The sequence below is a fragment of the Streptomyces sp. NPDC001770 genome (assembly GCF_053596135.1).
The window spans coordinates 1-15176 of the sequence record NZ_JBSFFN010000014.1; the positions used below are offsets into that span (position 1 = coordinate 1).

Sequence of the window (15176 nt, forward strand, 5' to 3'; positions counted from 1 at the left end):
TCCGCGCGGGCCACTTCCTCGGCGTCGGCCTCGACGTGTACGAGGAGGAGGCCGGGCTCTTCTTCCTGGACAAGTCGCTGGAGGGCATCGACGACTGGCCGTACCGCCCCGCGCTCCCTCCGCATCCGCTCCACGACCGGCATTCCCCGGCGGGCGCGCCGCGCCGGGTACGCCGCGCCGTTGTCGCGCTCCCCGCTCCCTACGTCATGCGCCCGCCGTGCGCCCCGGCGTGCGACCCGCGCGGGGTTGGCGTGTTTTCCTTCTCCCAGTTCGGTAACTCCGTGCGCCTGCGCACGGCCGGTCTGTCACTCTGTCGTGTGTCGGCGGCGTTTCGAGATCCGGAGGAGCCGCACCGTGGGGCCAATTCCACTGCAACGGGCCACCATTCACCGGCCGGGTGGCACCGACGCGGACCGGGCGGGCGGACCTCCGCTCGTCAGTACCACCAGCCTGCCCGCGACACCGCAGTCCCCGTCCGGGGCCCGTCGGTTCGTCCGTGCCGTGCTCGCCGAATGGGCCGGGCTGGGGGTGCCCGCCGCCGTGGGGTTCAGCGACCGGCTCGCCGACGATCTGGTGAACGTCGCCAGCGAGCTGGTCACGAACGCCGTGGTGCACGCCGGGACCGTGGTCGACGTGCTGGTGCGCCTGGAGCACGCGACCGGCGAGGAACCCGCCGCCCTGGTCCTGGAGGTCACCGACCACCACCCGGCCCGTGCGACCGGCGAAGAGGCCGGGGAGCCGGCCACCGCTCCCCGGGCGCTCCCCGGCGCGGGCGCCGCCACACCGACCGCCGCCACCGTCCCCGATGCCACCGTCCCCGACGCCACGGCCACGGTCACCGCCGCCGGTGACGCGTACGGTCTGGCCGAATACGGTCGCGGGCTCGACCTCGTCGCCGCGCTCTCCGTCGCCTGGGGCATCACCTACCGCACCGGGCACAAGACCGTCTGGGCCCGGCTCCCCGTGGACGACTGGGGCTCCGGCGCACCGGCCTGTGCGGACACCCCCGTCGAGCACCGGCAGGGCGCGGACCCCGCGGCGGCTGCCGCAGGCCACCCGGTCTTCGTGCCCCCGCAGCCGGCCGCGGACCACCTGGTGCCCGCCGCTGCGCCCGGGGCGCGCGACGACGGCGTCTGGGACCAGCAGGGCGCGCTCGCCTTCCTCGCGGAGGCGTCCGACCTGCTCACCGGGCAGCTCGACGAGGAACTGGTGGCGACGATAGCGGGCCGGATGCTCGTCCCCCGGCTGGTCGACTGGTGCGCGATCTGGCTGGACGAGGAGGGCTCGGGCGCCCCTGGCGCACCCCGCCTCACCCGCGTACGGCACGGCGACGAGCCGGGCGCCGGTCCGCTGGGTGGCGCGCTGGAGAGTGAACCGTTCCGGCTGCCGGGCAGCGCAGGACCGGGGCCCGTGCCGCTGCCCTGGCCGCCGGGCGGCCGGGAACCGGGCGCCCACGACGGGGCCGCCCTCGCCTGCCGCATCACGGCGGGCGGCCGCACGCTGGGCACCGTGCTCGTCGGCCGCGACCACGACTCCGGCGCCGAGCTGCCCGAGGCCGTGGTCCGGGTCGTGGAGGACTTCGTACGCCGCCTCGGTCAGGCGGTCGGGGCCGCCCGCGCCTACACCCGGCAGGCCACCATCAGCCGCATCCTCCAGCGCGGACTGCTGCCCAACAAGGTCGCCGACATCCCCGGCATGAGCAGCGCCGTCGTCTACGAGCCCAGCGACGACGGCGTGGTCGGAGGTGACTTCTACGACATCTTCCCGTGCCCGAAGAGCCGCTGGTGCTTCGTCCTCGGCGACGTCCAGGGCAGCGGCCCGGAGGCCGCCGTGGTGACCGGCCTGGCCCGGCCCTGGCTCCGGCTGCTGTCCCGCGAGGGCTTCGGCGTCGGCGAGGTGCTGGACCGGCTCAACCGGCTGCTGCTCGACGACGCCATGGAGGCCGCCGAGGCCGCCGCCCTGATGGTCGCCGCGGCGGGCGGACAGCAGCTGACGGACGCCGGGCAGTCCCGGTTCCTCTCGCTGCTCTACGGCGAGGTCGTCCCGCTCCCCGGCGGCGGCGCCCGGTGCACGGTGGCCAGCGCGGGCCACCCGCTGCCGCTGCTGCTCCGCCCGGACGGCACGGTACGCCCGGTCGCCGAGCCACAGGTGCTGCTCGGGGTGGTGGAGGACGTGGCGTACGAGAGCCAGAGCTTCGTCCTGGAGCCGGGCGACAGCCTGCTCTGCGTCACCGACGGGGTCACCGAGCGGCGCTCCGGCTCCGCCCTCTTCGACGACGGCGACGGCCTCTCCCAGGCCCTCGCGCCCTGCGCCGGGCAGAGCGCTTCGCAGGTCGCGGAGGAGATCCGCCGGGCCGTGCACGGCTTCTCCGAGCTGCCGCCGGACGACGACGTGGCGCTGCTGGTGCTGCGCGCCGACTGAGCGGCCGCGCCGGGGTGCCCGGCGGCCCGTCGGCTCACTCCTCGCCGGCGGGCTCCTCGGTGGCGCGGGAGTCGGTGAGGGTGAGCGCACCGCCCGCCGCGATCAGGCCGACGACGACCGCCAGTACGGCGTAGGTGATCCGCTCGCCGTGGAAGAACGAGGTCACCAGGGCGCCGCTCCAGGTGCCCGCGGGCAGCTGTGTGGTGACCAGTGCGGCGATCAGGGTGCCGACCACGGCGGTGCCGAGGCTGCTGCCGACCTCCTGGGCGGTGTCGTTGAGCGCCGCGCCGATCGACGTGCGGTTGGCGGGCATCGCGTCGACAAGCGCGATGGCGCAGATGGTCATCACGGTGCGCAGGCCGATGGTCATCACGACCATGCAGACCGCGATGGCGAGGTACCCGTGGCTGACGCCCCAGGACAGGCCGGCCAGGGAGCCGGCCAGGCAGGCCGCGCCGACCAGGCAGGCGACCCGGTGGCCGAACCGCTTCGCGAGCCACTCGGAGAGCGGGGTCGCGGCGATCATGGTCACGATGAGCGGCAGGTTCGCCAGGCCGGCCCGGACGGGGCTCCACCCGTACGCGTACTGGAAGTGGAGGATCAGTCCGAACATCACGGCGGCCATCGCGATGGCCGTGCCGATCTGCGCGATCGCCGCACCGCGGACCGTGCCGCTGGAGAAGAGGCGGAGGTCCAGCATGGGGGAGGAGCTGCGGCGCTCGTGCGTCACGAAACCGAGGCCGGCGGCGAGGGCGCCGAGGAGCGAGGCGAGCGTGGGCGCGGAGAGCCAGCCGTGCTCGACGCCGCTGGTCAGCGCGTAGCAGGCGAGGCCGATGGTGGCGACGCTCAGGGCGGCGCCGGGCAGGTCGAGCCGGTCGCGGGTCAGGTCCTCGGGACGGTCGGCCGGGACGCCGAGGCGGACGCCGACGGCCGCGATCAGCGCGATCGGGGCGTTGACGAGCAGGAGCCACTGCCAGCGCGCGTGGGCCAGGGCGGTGCCGCCCAGCAGCGGGCCGAGGATGAAGCCGGAGAGACCGACGGTGATCATCAACGTCATCGCGCGCATCCGCAGCGCCTTGTCGTCGAAGAGCCGGAAGACCAGCGAGTTGGTGATGGGGGCCATCGCCGCCGCGGCGATCCCGAGGCCGGCCCGCAGGGCGATGAGTTCGCCCGAGGTGCTCACCGCGGCGACGCCCAGGCTCAGCAGGCCGAACACCGCCAGGCCCACCAGCAGCACGCGCCGGCGCCCGAGCCGGTCGGCCATCGATCCCGCCGTCAGCAGCAGGCCGCCGAAGGTCAGGGAGTACGCGCCGGTGACCCACTGCAGCGCGGTCGTGCCGCTGCCGAGGTCCCGGCCGATCGTGGGGAGCGCGATCGACAGCAGGGTGTTGTCGACCATCTCGACGAAGAAGGCCAGGCAGAGCGCGGCCAGGGGTATCCAGGCCGCTCGCAGGGACGGGTAGGTGCGCGACGTGCCGGGCGGCGCGGTGGCGTCGGTCGTGGTCATGGCGGGCCTCCTCCTGGAACGCCGCCGACGATCGAACGACGTTCTATAGAACGTTGTTCTAAGATAGAACGACGTTCGATGATGAGGCAAGCTGTGATTGGATGGGGCCCATGACAGGCCCGCGACCACGACCCGCCGACCGCCCTTCCCGAGGGCGGCAACGTGCCTCGCACTCCATCGAGGCCGTGCTCACCGCGGCCGTGGACCTGCTCGACGAAGCGGGCGAGCCGGCGCTGACCCTCCGCGCCCTCGCCGCCAGGCTCGGCACCGGCGTCGGCAGCATCTACTGGTACGTCTCAGGCAAGGACGAGCTGCTCGAGCGGGCCATCGACCACGTGCTCGGCGGGGTGCTGACCGCGGTCGAGGGGCAGACGAGCAGCGGCGACCCGATCGACGACCTGCGCGTGATGGCCGTCACGCTCTTCGACGCGATCGTGGACCGGCCGTGGCTGGGCGCGAACTTCATGCAGAACATCAGTTCCAAGGGCAACTCGCTGCGCCTCTACGAGGAGCTCGGGCAGCGCACCCTCCGGCTCGACCTCACGCCGAAGCAGCGGTTCCACGCCGTGTCGGCGGTGGTGGGCGTCGTCGTCGGCAACGCCGCCGACATGGGGCAGGAACCGCCCCGGGAGGTGGTCGACGGCTCCGTGGGCCGCGACGAGTTCCTCGGCCGCTACGCCGAGACGTGGCGCGGCCTCGACCCCGAGCAGTTCCCCTTCGTGCACGACATCGTCGACGAGTTCGACGGGCACGACGACAAGGAGCAGTTCCTCGCCGGGCTGGAGCTGACGCTGGCGGGCCTCCGCCTCCAGGCCGGAGCCTGACACCGGCTTCCCGGGCTCCCCGACCCCGACGGGACGCGCGTGGCGGGGGCCACTCCGGCGGCGAGCGACAATGGACGGTATGCCTTCCGTACTGCCCGATGGTGAGCCCGTGCCCGACGACGGGGCGCTGCCCCGCCACGCCCTGGAAGGCGCCGCCGACCGCCCCCTCGGCTTCTACCTGCACGTCCCGTACTGCGCGACCCGCTGCGGCTACTGCGACTTCAACACCTACACCGCCACCGAGCTGCGCGGCTCCGGCGGCGCCCTGGCCTCCCGCGACAACTACGCCGCCCACCTCGTCGAAGAGGTCCGCCAGGCCCGCAAGGTCCTCGGCGACGACCCGCGCCCGGTGCGCACGGTCTTCGTCGGCGGTGGTACGCCCACCCTGCTGGCCGCCGCCGACCTGGTCCGGATGCTCGCGGCGATCCGCGACGAGTTCGGGCTCGCGCCGGACGCGGAGATCACCACCGAGGCCAACCCGGAATCAGTGAACCCGGCCTATCTCGCGGAGCTGCGCGAGGGCGGCTTCAACCGGATCTCCTTCGGCATGCAGAGCGCCAGGCAGCACGTGCTGAAGATCCTGGACCGCACCCACACCCCGGGCCGCCCCGAGGCCTGTGTCGCCGAGGCCAGGGAAGCCGGGTTCGACCACGTCAACCTGGACCTGATCTACGGCACCCCCGGCGAGTCCGACGACGACTGGCGGGCCTCCCTGGACGCGGCGATCGGCGCCGGACCCGACCACGTCTCGGCGTACGCGCTGATCGTGGAGGAGGGCACCCAGCTGGCCCGCCGCATCCGGCGCGGCGAGGTCCCGATGACCGACGACGACGTACACGCCGACCGGTACCTCATCGCCGACGAGGCGATGGCAGCCGCCGGCTTCTCCTGGTACGAGGTGTCGAACTGGGCCCGCACCCCCGAGGGCCGCTGCCTGCACAACGAGCTGTACTGGCGCGGCGCCGACTGGTGGGGCGCCGGACCCGGCGCGCACAGCCACGTCGGCGGGGTGCGCTGGTGGAACGTGAAGCACCCCGGGGCGTACGCCCAGGCGCTCTCCGAGGGCCGCTCGCCCGGCGCGGGCCGGGAGATCCTCTCCGCCGAGGACCGCCGCGTCGAGCGCGTCCTCCTGGAGCTCCGGCTGCGCGAGGGCTGCCCGCTCTCCCTCCTCAAGCCCGACGGCCTCGCCGCCTCCCGCCGGGTCCTCGGCGAGGGCCTGCTGGAGCCGGGGCCGTACGAGGAGGGCCGCGCGGTCCTCACCCTGCGCGGGCGCCTGCTCGCCGACGCGGTCGTGCGCGACCTGGTCGACTGAGGCCAGGGCCAGGGCCAGGGCCAGGAGCACGGCCAAGAGCAAGGCCAGGGTCAGAGCCAGGACGCCGGGTCACGGCTTGCAGAGCTCGGCGGTCAGCTTCGGCGCCGGGCCCGCGGGCTTGCCGCACACGACCGTGCTGACCGTCTGCTCCCCCCGGCGGGCGACCTTGACGACGTCGATCCCGTGCAGGTTGTCGCTGACCGACGAGGGCGAACCGGCCAGGGAGATCGTCCCGGTGGGCATGTTCTCGCGGTTGACCGTGTGCAGCAGCGCCCAGGTCTCGGCGGCGCTCCTCGGGACGTCGCGCCGGGCGGCGGCGTCGTAGAGGGCGGCCGTCGCGCTGTACGCCATGACGATCTGCCCGCTCGCGAAGAGGGCGTTCCGGTAGCCCGGCGGACCGGTCTCGGCGGCCGTCCGCCCGGTGCCCTCCGGGAGCAGGCCGGCGAGGGCGGCGGCGGCGCTCCGGTAGAAGGCGGAGCCGCGCTCCGGTGCCATCGGGGCGAGAGCGGTGTAGTACAGGGTGACCCTGCTCGTGTCGTCGAAGGTGGCCTTGGTCAGGTCGTCGCCGGTGAAGACGGTGATGTCCTTCTCCGAGCAGCCCGCGGTCTGCGACAGCTTGTCCAGCAGCGGGTTGACGTCTTCCGCCCGGCCCGCGAAGTACAGCGCGTCCGGGACCGGCTGCTCCTCGCACATCTCGCCGACCGCACCGCCCAGGGCGGCCGCACCGTTCCCGGCGAGGGGGTAGCCGACGTTCTCGCCGACGAGATAACCCGCGGCCTCGAGCATCGCCCGGCCCGCGTCCCGCTGGTCGATCGTGTACTGGTCCTTGTCCCCGTTCTCCTCCGTCCGGGAGAGCACGCGCGCGTGGCCGGTGCCGTTCTCGGGCAGCAGCTGACGCGCGATGAGCCCGAGTGCGTACGTCTGCTCCGTGTCGGTCGCCGCGAGCCCGAAGTAGTTCGGCTCCTTGGGCAGCTTGCTGCTGGAGTTGGTGGTGTCCACCACGGCGAGCCCCGCCTTGCCCAGCGCCTCGGTGGCGGCCGGGCTCTCGGTGGTGTTCCGGCCCATGCCCACCACCCCCACGACGTGCGGGTCCCGGTGGGCCACCTCGATGATCTTCCGCACGGCGACGGTCTGCCGCAGCATGTCCTCGCCGCCGTTGGCCAGGAGGACCTTCAGCTTGACGGGGTGCTCGTCGGTGGCGGTGCCGTTGACCGCCTGCTGCTCCAGATAGACCCCGGTGAGCTCCTCCAGCCCCTTGCGGGTGTCCGTCTCCTCCTCGGCGGTGAGCGGACCGGCGTAGATCACCGTGACGTACGACTCGGAGGGGCCGATCCTGGCGTTCTCGTCCCGGACCGCCTGCTCGACGCGTTCGAACGTGACCTTCGCGCCGAGCCCCTTCAGCGCGAGGTCGTTCCCCTCGGCGAACCGCACCTCGGGCGCCGTGGCCACGCCCACGCACTCCCGGGGGCTGCCGTGGCCCGCGCTGCTCCACACGGCGTCCGTGTTCCGGTCGGTCAGCGGCCCGTGGCAGTACGTGTCCTGCCAGTGCTTGCTCCAGAGGAAGGTGCCGAGCAGGCTCCCGACGAGGACCAGCGCGACCGTGGTCCGGGACATCACGTACCAGGCCCACGTCCGGCGCACCCGCACCGTGCGCAGCTGGGCGTCCGCGTGGTCGTGGGTCAGCTGCGCGGTGGAGAGCGGCAGGCGCAGCACCCAGGAGAGCGCCGAGGCTCCGGCGGGGGACTGACCGACGCTCAGCTCGTCCACCCACAGCCGGTAGCGGGCCTGCGCCCCCAGCCACGGCGCCCGGCCGCCCACCGGCCGGCCGGGCGGCTGCGAGGGCGTGTGGACCAGCTCCTCGGCGGCCGGCAGCGTGGCGAGAAGCAGCAGCGGGTCGACCTCGCTGCGGCGCGAGCGCACGTTGTTGATCGCGTTGATCAGCAGTACGCCCCCGTTCTCGTTGGTGGCCGTCGGCAGCAGCACCACCGGGGGGACGGTGCGCTTGCTGCGCCGCCAGTCCAGCGCACGGGGGCGGTAGCTGTGCCGCAGGTCCTCCAGGAGCGCCTGGACCCGCAGCTCCAGATGGAACTGGCGGGCGGCCGCGTCGCCCTCCTCGGCCTCCGCCACCCGGAGCGCGACGGCGGCGGCGCGGGCCCGGATCACTCGCCACGAGCCCCTCGGCGACAGCCAGGACCAGCCGTCCGAGGGGTACCCGGTGCTGGAGGCGGCGAGCGAGGAGGTGGTGGCGAACCAGCGGCTGGCCCGCCGCAGCCAGAGCAGCGGGGGAGCCGAGGTCGTCAGCAGCCGCACCACCGCCAGGACCAGCGTCGCGGCGGCGGTCAGCAGCAGGGTGGCGGTCCAGCCGATCTCGCCGAGCAGGGTGCCCAGCACCGCGATGAACACGGCGCCCAGGAAGGTCTCGGGGCGGACGGACGCGCGCAGCGAGCGGGACCAGTCGCTGGACCCGGACCGGGCGGGCCGCCACCGCAGCGAACCCAGCTCCTCCAGGATGCGCTCGCCCCGGTCGGACCGGGTGGTGGCGCCCGGCTGCGCGAGCACCTGGGCGGTCGCCTGTTCGATGGCGCCCAGCAGCCGCGACCGGGGGAAGGAGAAGGGTTTGTACTGGCTGCGCTCCCGGGTCTCCCAGGGCCGCTCGCCGAGCCTGCGCACCATGTCGAGCGCCGAGTCGTACGGGGAGGTGCCCCGGCTCTCCAGCAGCCGCACCGGGACCCGGCGCGGCTCGTTGGCGCGGTGCACCAGGTGCGCGATCTCCCGGACCCGGTCGTCGATCCCGGGCGGGGCGCCGCCGTCGTCCGCCTGGGCCACCACGATCGGCATCACCGGCCGGTTGATCCGGTACCGGTCGATGAGCTCCTGCACGAGGTGGAAGACGGCGGAGGCCGCCTCGTTCCCGCCGCTTTCCTGCCAGTCCCCTTGCGACATCCCCGTATCCCCCGTCGCAGACGAATCCCGTACTCCCAATTAACCGGTCAGGAGTGCGAACCGCAGCGCTTTGTCCGGATCGGAACCCGATCCGTGGGAACAACTTCCGTGCGGCGTCGCGGGGGGATCCGGGTGTCACCCCGGAAGCGTGACAAAGTCGATCAATTCCTCTACCCGGCCCAGGAGTTGGGGCTCAAGATCCTTGTACGAGCGGACCCCGGACAGGATGCGCTGCCAGGCCGCCCCGGTGTTCTCCGGCCACCCCAGCGCCCGGCACACCCCGGTCTTCCAGTCCTGCCCGCGCGGTACGGACGGCCAGCCGGCGATCCCCGCCGAGGCGGGCTTCACCGCCTCCCAGACGTCGATGAAGGGGTGCCCCACCACCAGCAGGTGCGGATCGGACACCTCGGCCACGATCCGGGACTCCTTGGAGCCCGGTACGAGATGGTCCACCAGCACCCCGAGCCGCGCGTCCGGCCCCGGTCCGAACTCCCGCACGATCGCCGGAAGATCGTCGATGCCCTCCAGGTACTCCACGACCACCCCCTCGATCCGCAGGTCGTCGCCCCACACCCGCTCGACCAGCTCCGCGTCGTGCCGGCCCTCCACGTAGATCCGCCCGGCCCGCGCCACCCGCGCCCGCGCCCCCGGCACCGCCACCGACCCGGAGGCCGTACGCACCGGCACCGCCGGACCGCCGGACGACGGGCGCACCAGCGTCACCACCCGGCCCTCCAGCAGGAAGCCGCGCGGCTCCATCGGGAACACCCGGTGCTTGCCGAACCGGTCCTCCAGTGTCACCACCGGCCCCTGGGCGGACTTCTCGCAGCGGATCACCGCACCGCAGAAGCCGGTGGACACCTCCTCCACGACCAGATCCGGATCGGCGGGCACCTCGGGCACGGGGGCGGACCTCTTCCACGGCGGGGTCAGGTCCGGCTGGTAACTGCGCATGGCACGACGATAATTCGGCCGCCGTCCGCCACGGGGGACCACCCGCTCCGGCGGACGTCCTTCACACGCCTCACACGCCGAAGCGCCCCGCCAGCAGCTCCCGCTGCGCCCGCACGAACGCCGCGTCCACCGCCGCCCCGTGCCCCGGTACGTACACCGCGTCCTCGCCGCCCAGCGCGAGGAGCCGGTCCAGGGCGGCGGGCCAGCGGGCCGGCACCGAGTCCGGGCCCGTCTGCGGTTCGCCGGACTCCTCGATCAGGTCCCCGCAGAGCACCACCGCGGGCGCCCCCGAGGACCCGGACCCGGGCACCAGGACCGCCAGATCGTGCCCCGTATGACCCGGCCCCACATTGGCGAGCACCACCTCGCGCCCGCCGCCCAGGTCGAGCGTCCAGCGGTGACACACCTCACGGCCGGGGAACACCAGCGCGTCCACCGCCTCGGCCGCGTCGTGCTCGGGCAGACCGTTGCGCACCGCGTCGGCGTGCATCTCGTCCACCGACCGACGCATCCGCGCCGCCGCCCCGTACGCCCCGAACACCTCCGTGCCCGCGAAGGCCGCGGTGCCGAAGACGTGGTCGAAGTGGGGATGGCTCAGTGCGACATGGGTCACCCTCCGGCCCAGCAGCCGCTGCGCCTCGGTCCGCAGCCCGACGCCCTCGCGCAGGCTCGCGCCGGTGTCCACCACCAGCGCGCGGTCCGCCCCGGCGACCAGGGCGGCGGTCGCGTCCCAGCCGGGAAGCCTTCGGCGGCCCACTCCGTGGCCCAACCGCTCCCAGCCCAGCTCTTCCCAAGAGAGGTCCATGAGGAGACGCTATCCGCATCGACCTGCGCGGTCTCGCGGACCGCGGCCGGTCACCCTTGCCCGCTGCCCTCCCCACCCCCGTACACTGGCCGGGGGAAAGCTGGCACTCAGACGCACAGAGTGCCAGGCAGAAGCCACCACGACCGACAGCTGGAGGTGTGCGCGATGCTCAGCGAACGCAGACTTGAAGTGCTGCGCGCCATCGTCCAGGACTACGTCGGCACCGAGGAGCCGGTCGGCTCCAAGGCGCTCACCGAGCGGCACCGGCTCGGGGTCTCCCCGGCCACCGTCCGCAACGACATGGCGGTGCTGGAGGACGAGGGCTTCATCGCCCAGCCCCACACCAGCGCCGGCCGCATCCCCACGGACAAGGGCTACCGCCTCTTCGTCGACCGGCTCGCGGGCGTCAAGCCCCTGTCGTCGCCGGAGCGCCGGGCGATCCACAACTTCCTCGACGGGGCGGTCGACCTCGACGACGTGGTGGGCCGTACGGTACGGCTGCTCGCGCAGCTGACCCGGCAGGTCGCCATCGTCCAGTACCCCTCGCTGACCCGCTCCACGGTGCGTCACGTGGAGTTGCTGGCCCTGTCGCCGGCCCGGCTGATGCTGGTCCTGATCACCGACACCGGCCGGGTCGAACAGCGTATGATCGACTGCCCCGCGCCGTTCGGCGAGACCTCTCTCGCCGATCTGCGGGCCCGGCTCAACAGCAGGGTCGTGGGACGCCGCTTCAGCGACGTCCCACAGCTCGTGCAGGACCTGCCGGAATCCTTCGAGAACGAGGACCGCGGGACGGTTTCCACGGTCCTCTCCACTCTCCTCGAAACTTTGGTCGAGGAGACGGAGGAGCGGCTGATGATCGGCGGCACCTCCAACCTCACCCGCTTCGGGCACGACTTCCCCCTGGTGATCCGGCCCGTGCTGGAAGCACTGGAGGAGCAGGTCGTCCTGCTGAAGCTGCTCGGTGAGTGCACGGACTCGGGCATGACCGTACGGATCGGGCACGAGAACGCCCACGAGGGCCTCACCTCCACGTCCGTCGTCACGGTCGGCTACGGTTCGGGCGACGAGGCAGTCGCCAAACTCGGCGTGGTCGGACCGACCCGCATGGACTACCCCGGAACGATGGGAGCGGTACGCGCAGTGGCACGTTACGTCGGACAGATCCTGGCGGAGTCGTAAGTGGCCACCGATTACTACGCCGTGCTCGGCGTACGGCGCGACGCGTCGCAGGACGAGATCAAGAAGGCATTCCGTCGGCTCGCCCGCGAGCTGCACCCGGATGTCAACCCCGACCCGAAGACCCAGGAGCGGTTCAAGGAGATCAACGCCGCTTACGAGGTGCTCTCCGACGCCCAGAAGAAGCAGGTCTACGACCTGGGCGGGGACCCGCTGTCGGCCTCCGGCGGCGGCGGTGGCGCGGGCGGCTTCGGAGCCGGCGGCTTCGGCAACTTCTCCGACATCATGGACGCCTTCTTCGGTACGGCGTCGCAGCGCGGACCCCGTTCGCGCACGCGGCGCGGCCAGGACGCCATGATCCGGCTGGAGATCGACCTCGCCGAGGCGGCCTTCGGAACCACCAAGGACATCCAGGTCGACACCGCCGTCGTCTGCACCACGTGCAGCGGCGAGGGCGCGGCCCCCGGCACCTCGGCCCAGACCTGCGACATGTGCCGCGGGCGCGGTGAGGTGTCCCAGGTCACCCGGTCCTTCCTCGGCCAGGTCATGACCTCGCGGCCCTGCCCGCAGTGCCAGGGCTTCGGCACCGTCGTGCCGACCCCCTGCCCGGAGTGCGCCGGCGACGGCCGCGTCCGCTCGCGGCGCACCCTCACGGTCAAGATCCCCGCGGGTGTCGACAACGGGACCCGTATCCAGCTGGCCGGCGAGGGCGAGGTCGGCCCCGGCGGCGGCCCGGCCGGTGACCTCTACGTCGAGATCCACGAGGTCGCGCACCCGACGTTCCAGCGGCGCGGCGACGACCTGCACTGCACGGTCACCATCCCCATGACGGCGGGCGCGCTCGGCACCAAGGTGCCGCTGGAGACGCTCGACGGGGTGGAGGAGATCGACATCAGGCCCGGCACCCAGTCCGGCCAGTCGGTCCCGCTGCACGGACGCGGCATCACGCATCTGCGCGGCGGCGGCCGGGGCGACCTGATCGTGCACGTCGAGGTGCTGACCCCCAGCAAGCTCGACGCGGAGCAGGAGCGCCTGCTGCGCGAGCTGGCCAAGCTGCGCGGCGAGGAGCGGCCCACCGGGCAGTTCCAGCCCGGACAGCAGGGGCTCTTCTCCCGCCTGAAGGACGCCTTCAACGGCCGCTGAGGCCCGTACGGCTCCGTACGTACGCATCCGCACCGCCCGCCGGGACCCGTCCCGGCGGGCGGTGCGCGTCCGCGGCCACCGGCGCCGGCCGGTGGCGGATTCGGTGCGGTGGACCGGACATGGCACGATGCGGGGATGTCCTCCCTGACCGATCTCTGCCGATATCCGATCGTGCAGGCGCCGATGGCGGGCGGGCCCTCCTCCCCCCGGCTCGTCGCCGCCGTCGCCGACGCGGGCGGGCTCGGCTTCCTCGCCGCCGGGTACAAGACGGCCGAGGAGATGCGCCAGGAGATCGACCAGGTCCGCGCGGCGACCGCCGGCCCCTTCGGCGTGAACCTCTTCATGCCGCAGCCCCCGCCCGCCGACCCCGGCGCCGCGGCGGCGTACCGCGACCGCCTCGCGGCCGAGGCCGACACCTACGGCACCCCGCTCGGCGACCCCGACGGCGACGGCCCCGACTCCGGCTCCGACGGCACCGACGGTTACGACGCGAAGGTGGCTGCCCTGCTGGCCGAGCCGGTCCCGGCGGTCTCCTTCACCTTCGGCTGCCCCACCCGCGACACCCTGGACGCCTTCGCCCGCGCCGGTACATACACGATCGTCACGGTCACCACCGCCGAGGAGGCGCGCGACGCCCAGTGGGCCGGGGCCGACGCCGTCTGCGCCCAGGGCGTCGAGGCGGGCGGCCACCAGTCCACCCACCACGACGACCCGCGGGCCGACCACACCGGCGTCGGGCTGCTCACCCTCGTCACCCAGGTCCGCGAGACCGTGCAACTGCCGGTCGTCGCGGCGGGCGGGATCATGCGCGGTGCCCAGATCGCCGCCGTCCTCGCGGCCGGCGCCGACGCCGCGCAACTGGGCACCGCCTTCCTCGCCTGCCCGGAGTCCGGCGCGCACCCGCTGCACAAACAGGCCCTGACCAGCCCGATGTTCGTCCGCACCGCGCTCACCCGCGCCTTCTCCGGACGGCCCGCCCGGGGCCTGGTCAACCGCTTCGTCCGCGAACACGACCCGTACGCCCCCGCCGCCTACCCCCAGGTGCACCGCGTCACCGCCGGGCTGCGCAAGGCGGCGGCCCGGGCCGGGGACGCCCAGTCCATGGCGCTCTGGGCGGGGCAGGGCCACCGGATGGCACGCGAGCTGCCCGCCGGGGAGCTCGTCGAACTGCTCGCGGCGGAACTGTCAGGAACGGCCGGCGCGGCCGTCGGCATGAGGAGTGAACAGTGACCGCACCGGTCTTCGTCGTCGAGAAGCTGCCCAGTGGGCCCGAGTACGTGCTGGAGGGCCCCGAGGGACGGCACGCCGTCTCCGTGAAACGCCTCCAGCCCGGCGAGGAGGTCGTGCTGACCGACGGGCTCGGCCGCTGGGCCGAAGGCGTCGTGCGCGCCGCCGAGGGCAAGGACCGGCTGATCGTCACCGTGCGGCCGGTCCAGGAGGAGGAGCCCCCCGCCCCCCGGATCACGGTCGTCCAGGCACTGCCCAAGGGCGACCGGGGCGAGGTCGCCGTCGAGACGATGACCGAGACCGGCGTCGACGCGATCGTGCCCTGGCAGGCCGGCCGCTGCATCACCCAGTGGAAGGGCGACCGGGGGCTCAAGTCGCTCGCCAAGTGGCGCTCCACCGCCCGCGAGGCGGGCAAGCAGTCGCGCCGGGTGCGGTTCCCCGAGGTCGCCGAGGCGATGACCACCAAGCAGGTCGCCGCCCTGCTGGCAGCCGCCGACTTCGCGGGCGTGCTGCACGAGGACCGCGACTGCGACAGCGAACCGCTGGCCACCGCCGAACTCCCCCCGACCGGCGAGATCGTGCTCGTCGTCGGCCCCGAGGGCGGGGTCTCCCCGCAGGAGCTGGAGGCCTTCGCCGCCGCCGGGGCCCGTACCTACCGGCTGGGCCGCAGCGTGCTGCGCACCTCCACCGCCGGCACGGCCGCGACCGCGCTGCTGCTGGGGCGGACCGGCCGCTGGGGCTGAGCCCGGGGCGGGGTCGGACAGCACCCGTAGCCCGTGCCGCCCGGCCGCGGGCGGCCACCGCCCCGATACGATGGGCGGCCGAACGGATCATCAGCGTCACCACCACCCACCGAGGAGG

The 15176-nt window shown here is 73.6% G+C and carries 11 protein-coding genes; 7 read left to right on the forward strand and 4 right to left on the reverse strand.

Annotated features, from left to right (window positions below; all coding sequences use genetic code 11):
• Positions 1-354: 354 nt before the first annotated feature.
• A complete protein-coding gene (locus ACWCSV_RS14740) occupies positions 355-2421 on the forward strand; it encodes a SpoIIE family protein phosphatase (protein WP_451142100.1) in 2067 nt (688 codons plus the stop codon).
• A 34-nt stretch (positions 2422-2455) separates the two neighbouring features.
• Here ACWCSV_RS14740 and ACWCSV_RS14745 read toward each other — a convergent pair whose 3' ends face one another.
• The gene (locus ACWCSV_RS14745; protein ID WP_451142102.1) at positions 2456-3928 is read right to left on the reverse strand and encodes an MFS transporter; all 1473 of its coding nucleotides are present in this window, start codon (positions 3926-3928) and stop codon (positions 2456-2458) included.
• 176 nt (positions 3929-4104) lie between these two features.
• Between ACWCSV_RS14745 and ACWCSV_RS14750 the strand changes: the two genes are divergently transcribed.
• Complete coding sequence (locus ACWCSV_RS14750; protein ID WP_451142391.1) at positions 4105-4752, forward strand: TetR/AcrR family transcriptional regulator; 648 nt, start codon at positions 4105-4107, stop codon at positions 4750-4752.
• A gap of 79 nt (positions 4753-4831) precedes the next feature.
• Positions 4832-6064, forward strand: coding sequence for a radical SAM family heme chaperone HemW (hemW, locus tag ACWCSV_RS14755; RefSeq protein ID WP_451142104.1), 1233 nt, complete (start codon positions 4832-4834; stop codon positions 6062-6064).
• Between the two features lie 69 nt (positions 6065-6133).
• On the opposite strand, the gene ACWCSV_RS14760 is transcribed toward hemW, so the two are convergent.
• From ACWCSV_RS14760 to ACWCSV_RS14770, 3 genes are all read right to left on the reverse strand, one after another.
• Positions 6134-9007 carry an ABC transporter substrate-binding protein gene (locus tag ACWCSV_RS14760; protein WP_451142106.1) on the reverse strand — a complete coding sequence of 958 codons (2874 nt, stop codon included), beginning with the start codon at positions 9005-9007 and terminating at the stop codon, positions 6134-6136.
• Between the two features lie 135 nt (positions 9008-9142).
• On the reverse strand, positions 9143-9961 hold the full coding sequence (locus tag ACWCSV_RS14765) for a DUF3097 domain-containing protein (protein WP_451142108.1): 819 nt from the start codon (positions 9959-9961) through the stop codon (positions 9143-9145).
• Between the two features lie 70 nt (positions 9962-10031).
• Positions 10032-10766 (reverse strand): MBL fold metallo-hydrolase, encoded by a 735-nt coding sequence (locus tag ACWCSV_RS14770; RefSeq protein WP_451142110.1) that lies wholly within the window; start codon positions 10764-10766, stop codon positions 10032-10034.
• Between the two features lie 165 nt (positions 10767-10931).
• Between ACWCSV_RS14770 and hrcA the strand changes: the two genes are divergently transcribed.
• The 4 genes from hrcA to ACWCSV_RS14790 all read left to right on the forward strand — a co-directional run bounded on the left by hrcA (position 10932) and on the right by ACWCSV_RS14790 (position 15058).
• Positions 10932-11948 carry a heat-inducible transcriptional repressor HrcA gene (gene hrcA, locus ACWCSV_RS14775; RefSeq protein ID WP_390963316.1) on the forward strand — a complete coding sequence of 339 codons (1017 nt, stop codon included), beginning with the start codon at positions 10932-10934 and terminating at the stop codon, positions 11946-11948.
• Positions 11949-13088: a molecular chaperone DnaJ gene (gene dnaJ / locus ACWCSV_RS14780; RefSeq protein WP_451142112.1), complete on the forward strand. Its 1140-nt coding sequence runs from the start codon at positions 11949-11951 to the stop codon at positions 13086-13088. It abuts the gene before it with no gap.
• Positions 13089-13223: 135 nt separating this feature from the next.
• Positions 13224-14318: a nitronate monooxygenase gene (locus ACWCSV_RS14785; RefSeq protein WP_451142114.1), complete on the forward strand. Its 1095-nt coding sequence runs from the start codon at positions 13224-13226 to the stop codon at positions 14316-14318.
• On the forward strand, positions 14315-15058 hold the full coding sequence (locus ACWCSV_RS14790) for a 16S rRNA (uracil(1498)-N(3))-methyltransferase (RefSeq protein WP_451142116.1): 744 nt from the start codon (positions 14315-14317) through the stop codon (positions 15056-15058). Before ACWCSV_RS14785 ends, ACWCSV_RS14790 begins: the two co-directional genes overlap by 4 nt.
• Positions 15059-15176: the final 118 nt, after the last annotated feature.

What these genes read in the sequence shown, in the direction of transcription:
- ACWCSV_RS14745 (WP_451142102.1), bottom strand. Translation starts at nt 3,928, where the DNA reads ATGACCACGACCGACGCCACCGCGCCGCCCGGCACGTCGCGCACCTAC.
- hemW (WP_451142104.1), top strand. Translation starts at nt 4,832, where the DNA reads ATGCCTTCCGTACTGCCCGATGGTGAGCCCGTGCCCGACGACGGGGCG.
- ACWCSV_RS14760 (WP_451142106.1), bottom strand. Translation starts at nt 9,007, where the DNA reads ATGTCGCAAGGGGACTGGCAGGAAAGCGGCGGGAACGAGGCGGCCTCC.
- ACWCSV_RS14765 (WP_451142108.1), bottom strand. Translation starts at nt 9,961, where the DNA reads ATGCGCAGTTACCAGCCGGACCTGACCCCGCCGTGGAAGAGGTCCGCC.
- ACWCSV_RS14770 (WP_451142110.1), bottom strand. Translation starts at nt 10,766, where the DNA reads ATGGACCTCTCTTGGGAAGAGCTGGGCTGGGAGCGGTTGGGCCACGGA.
- hrcA (WP_390963316.1), top strand. Translation starts at nt 10,932, where the DNA reads ATGCTCAGCGAACGCAGACTTGAAGTGCTGCGCGCCATCGTCCAGGAC.
- ACWCSV_RS14785 (WP_451142114.1), top strand. Translation starts at nt 13,224, where the DNA reads ATGTCCTCCCTGACCGATCTCTGCCGATATCCGATCGTGCAGGCGCCG.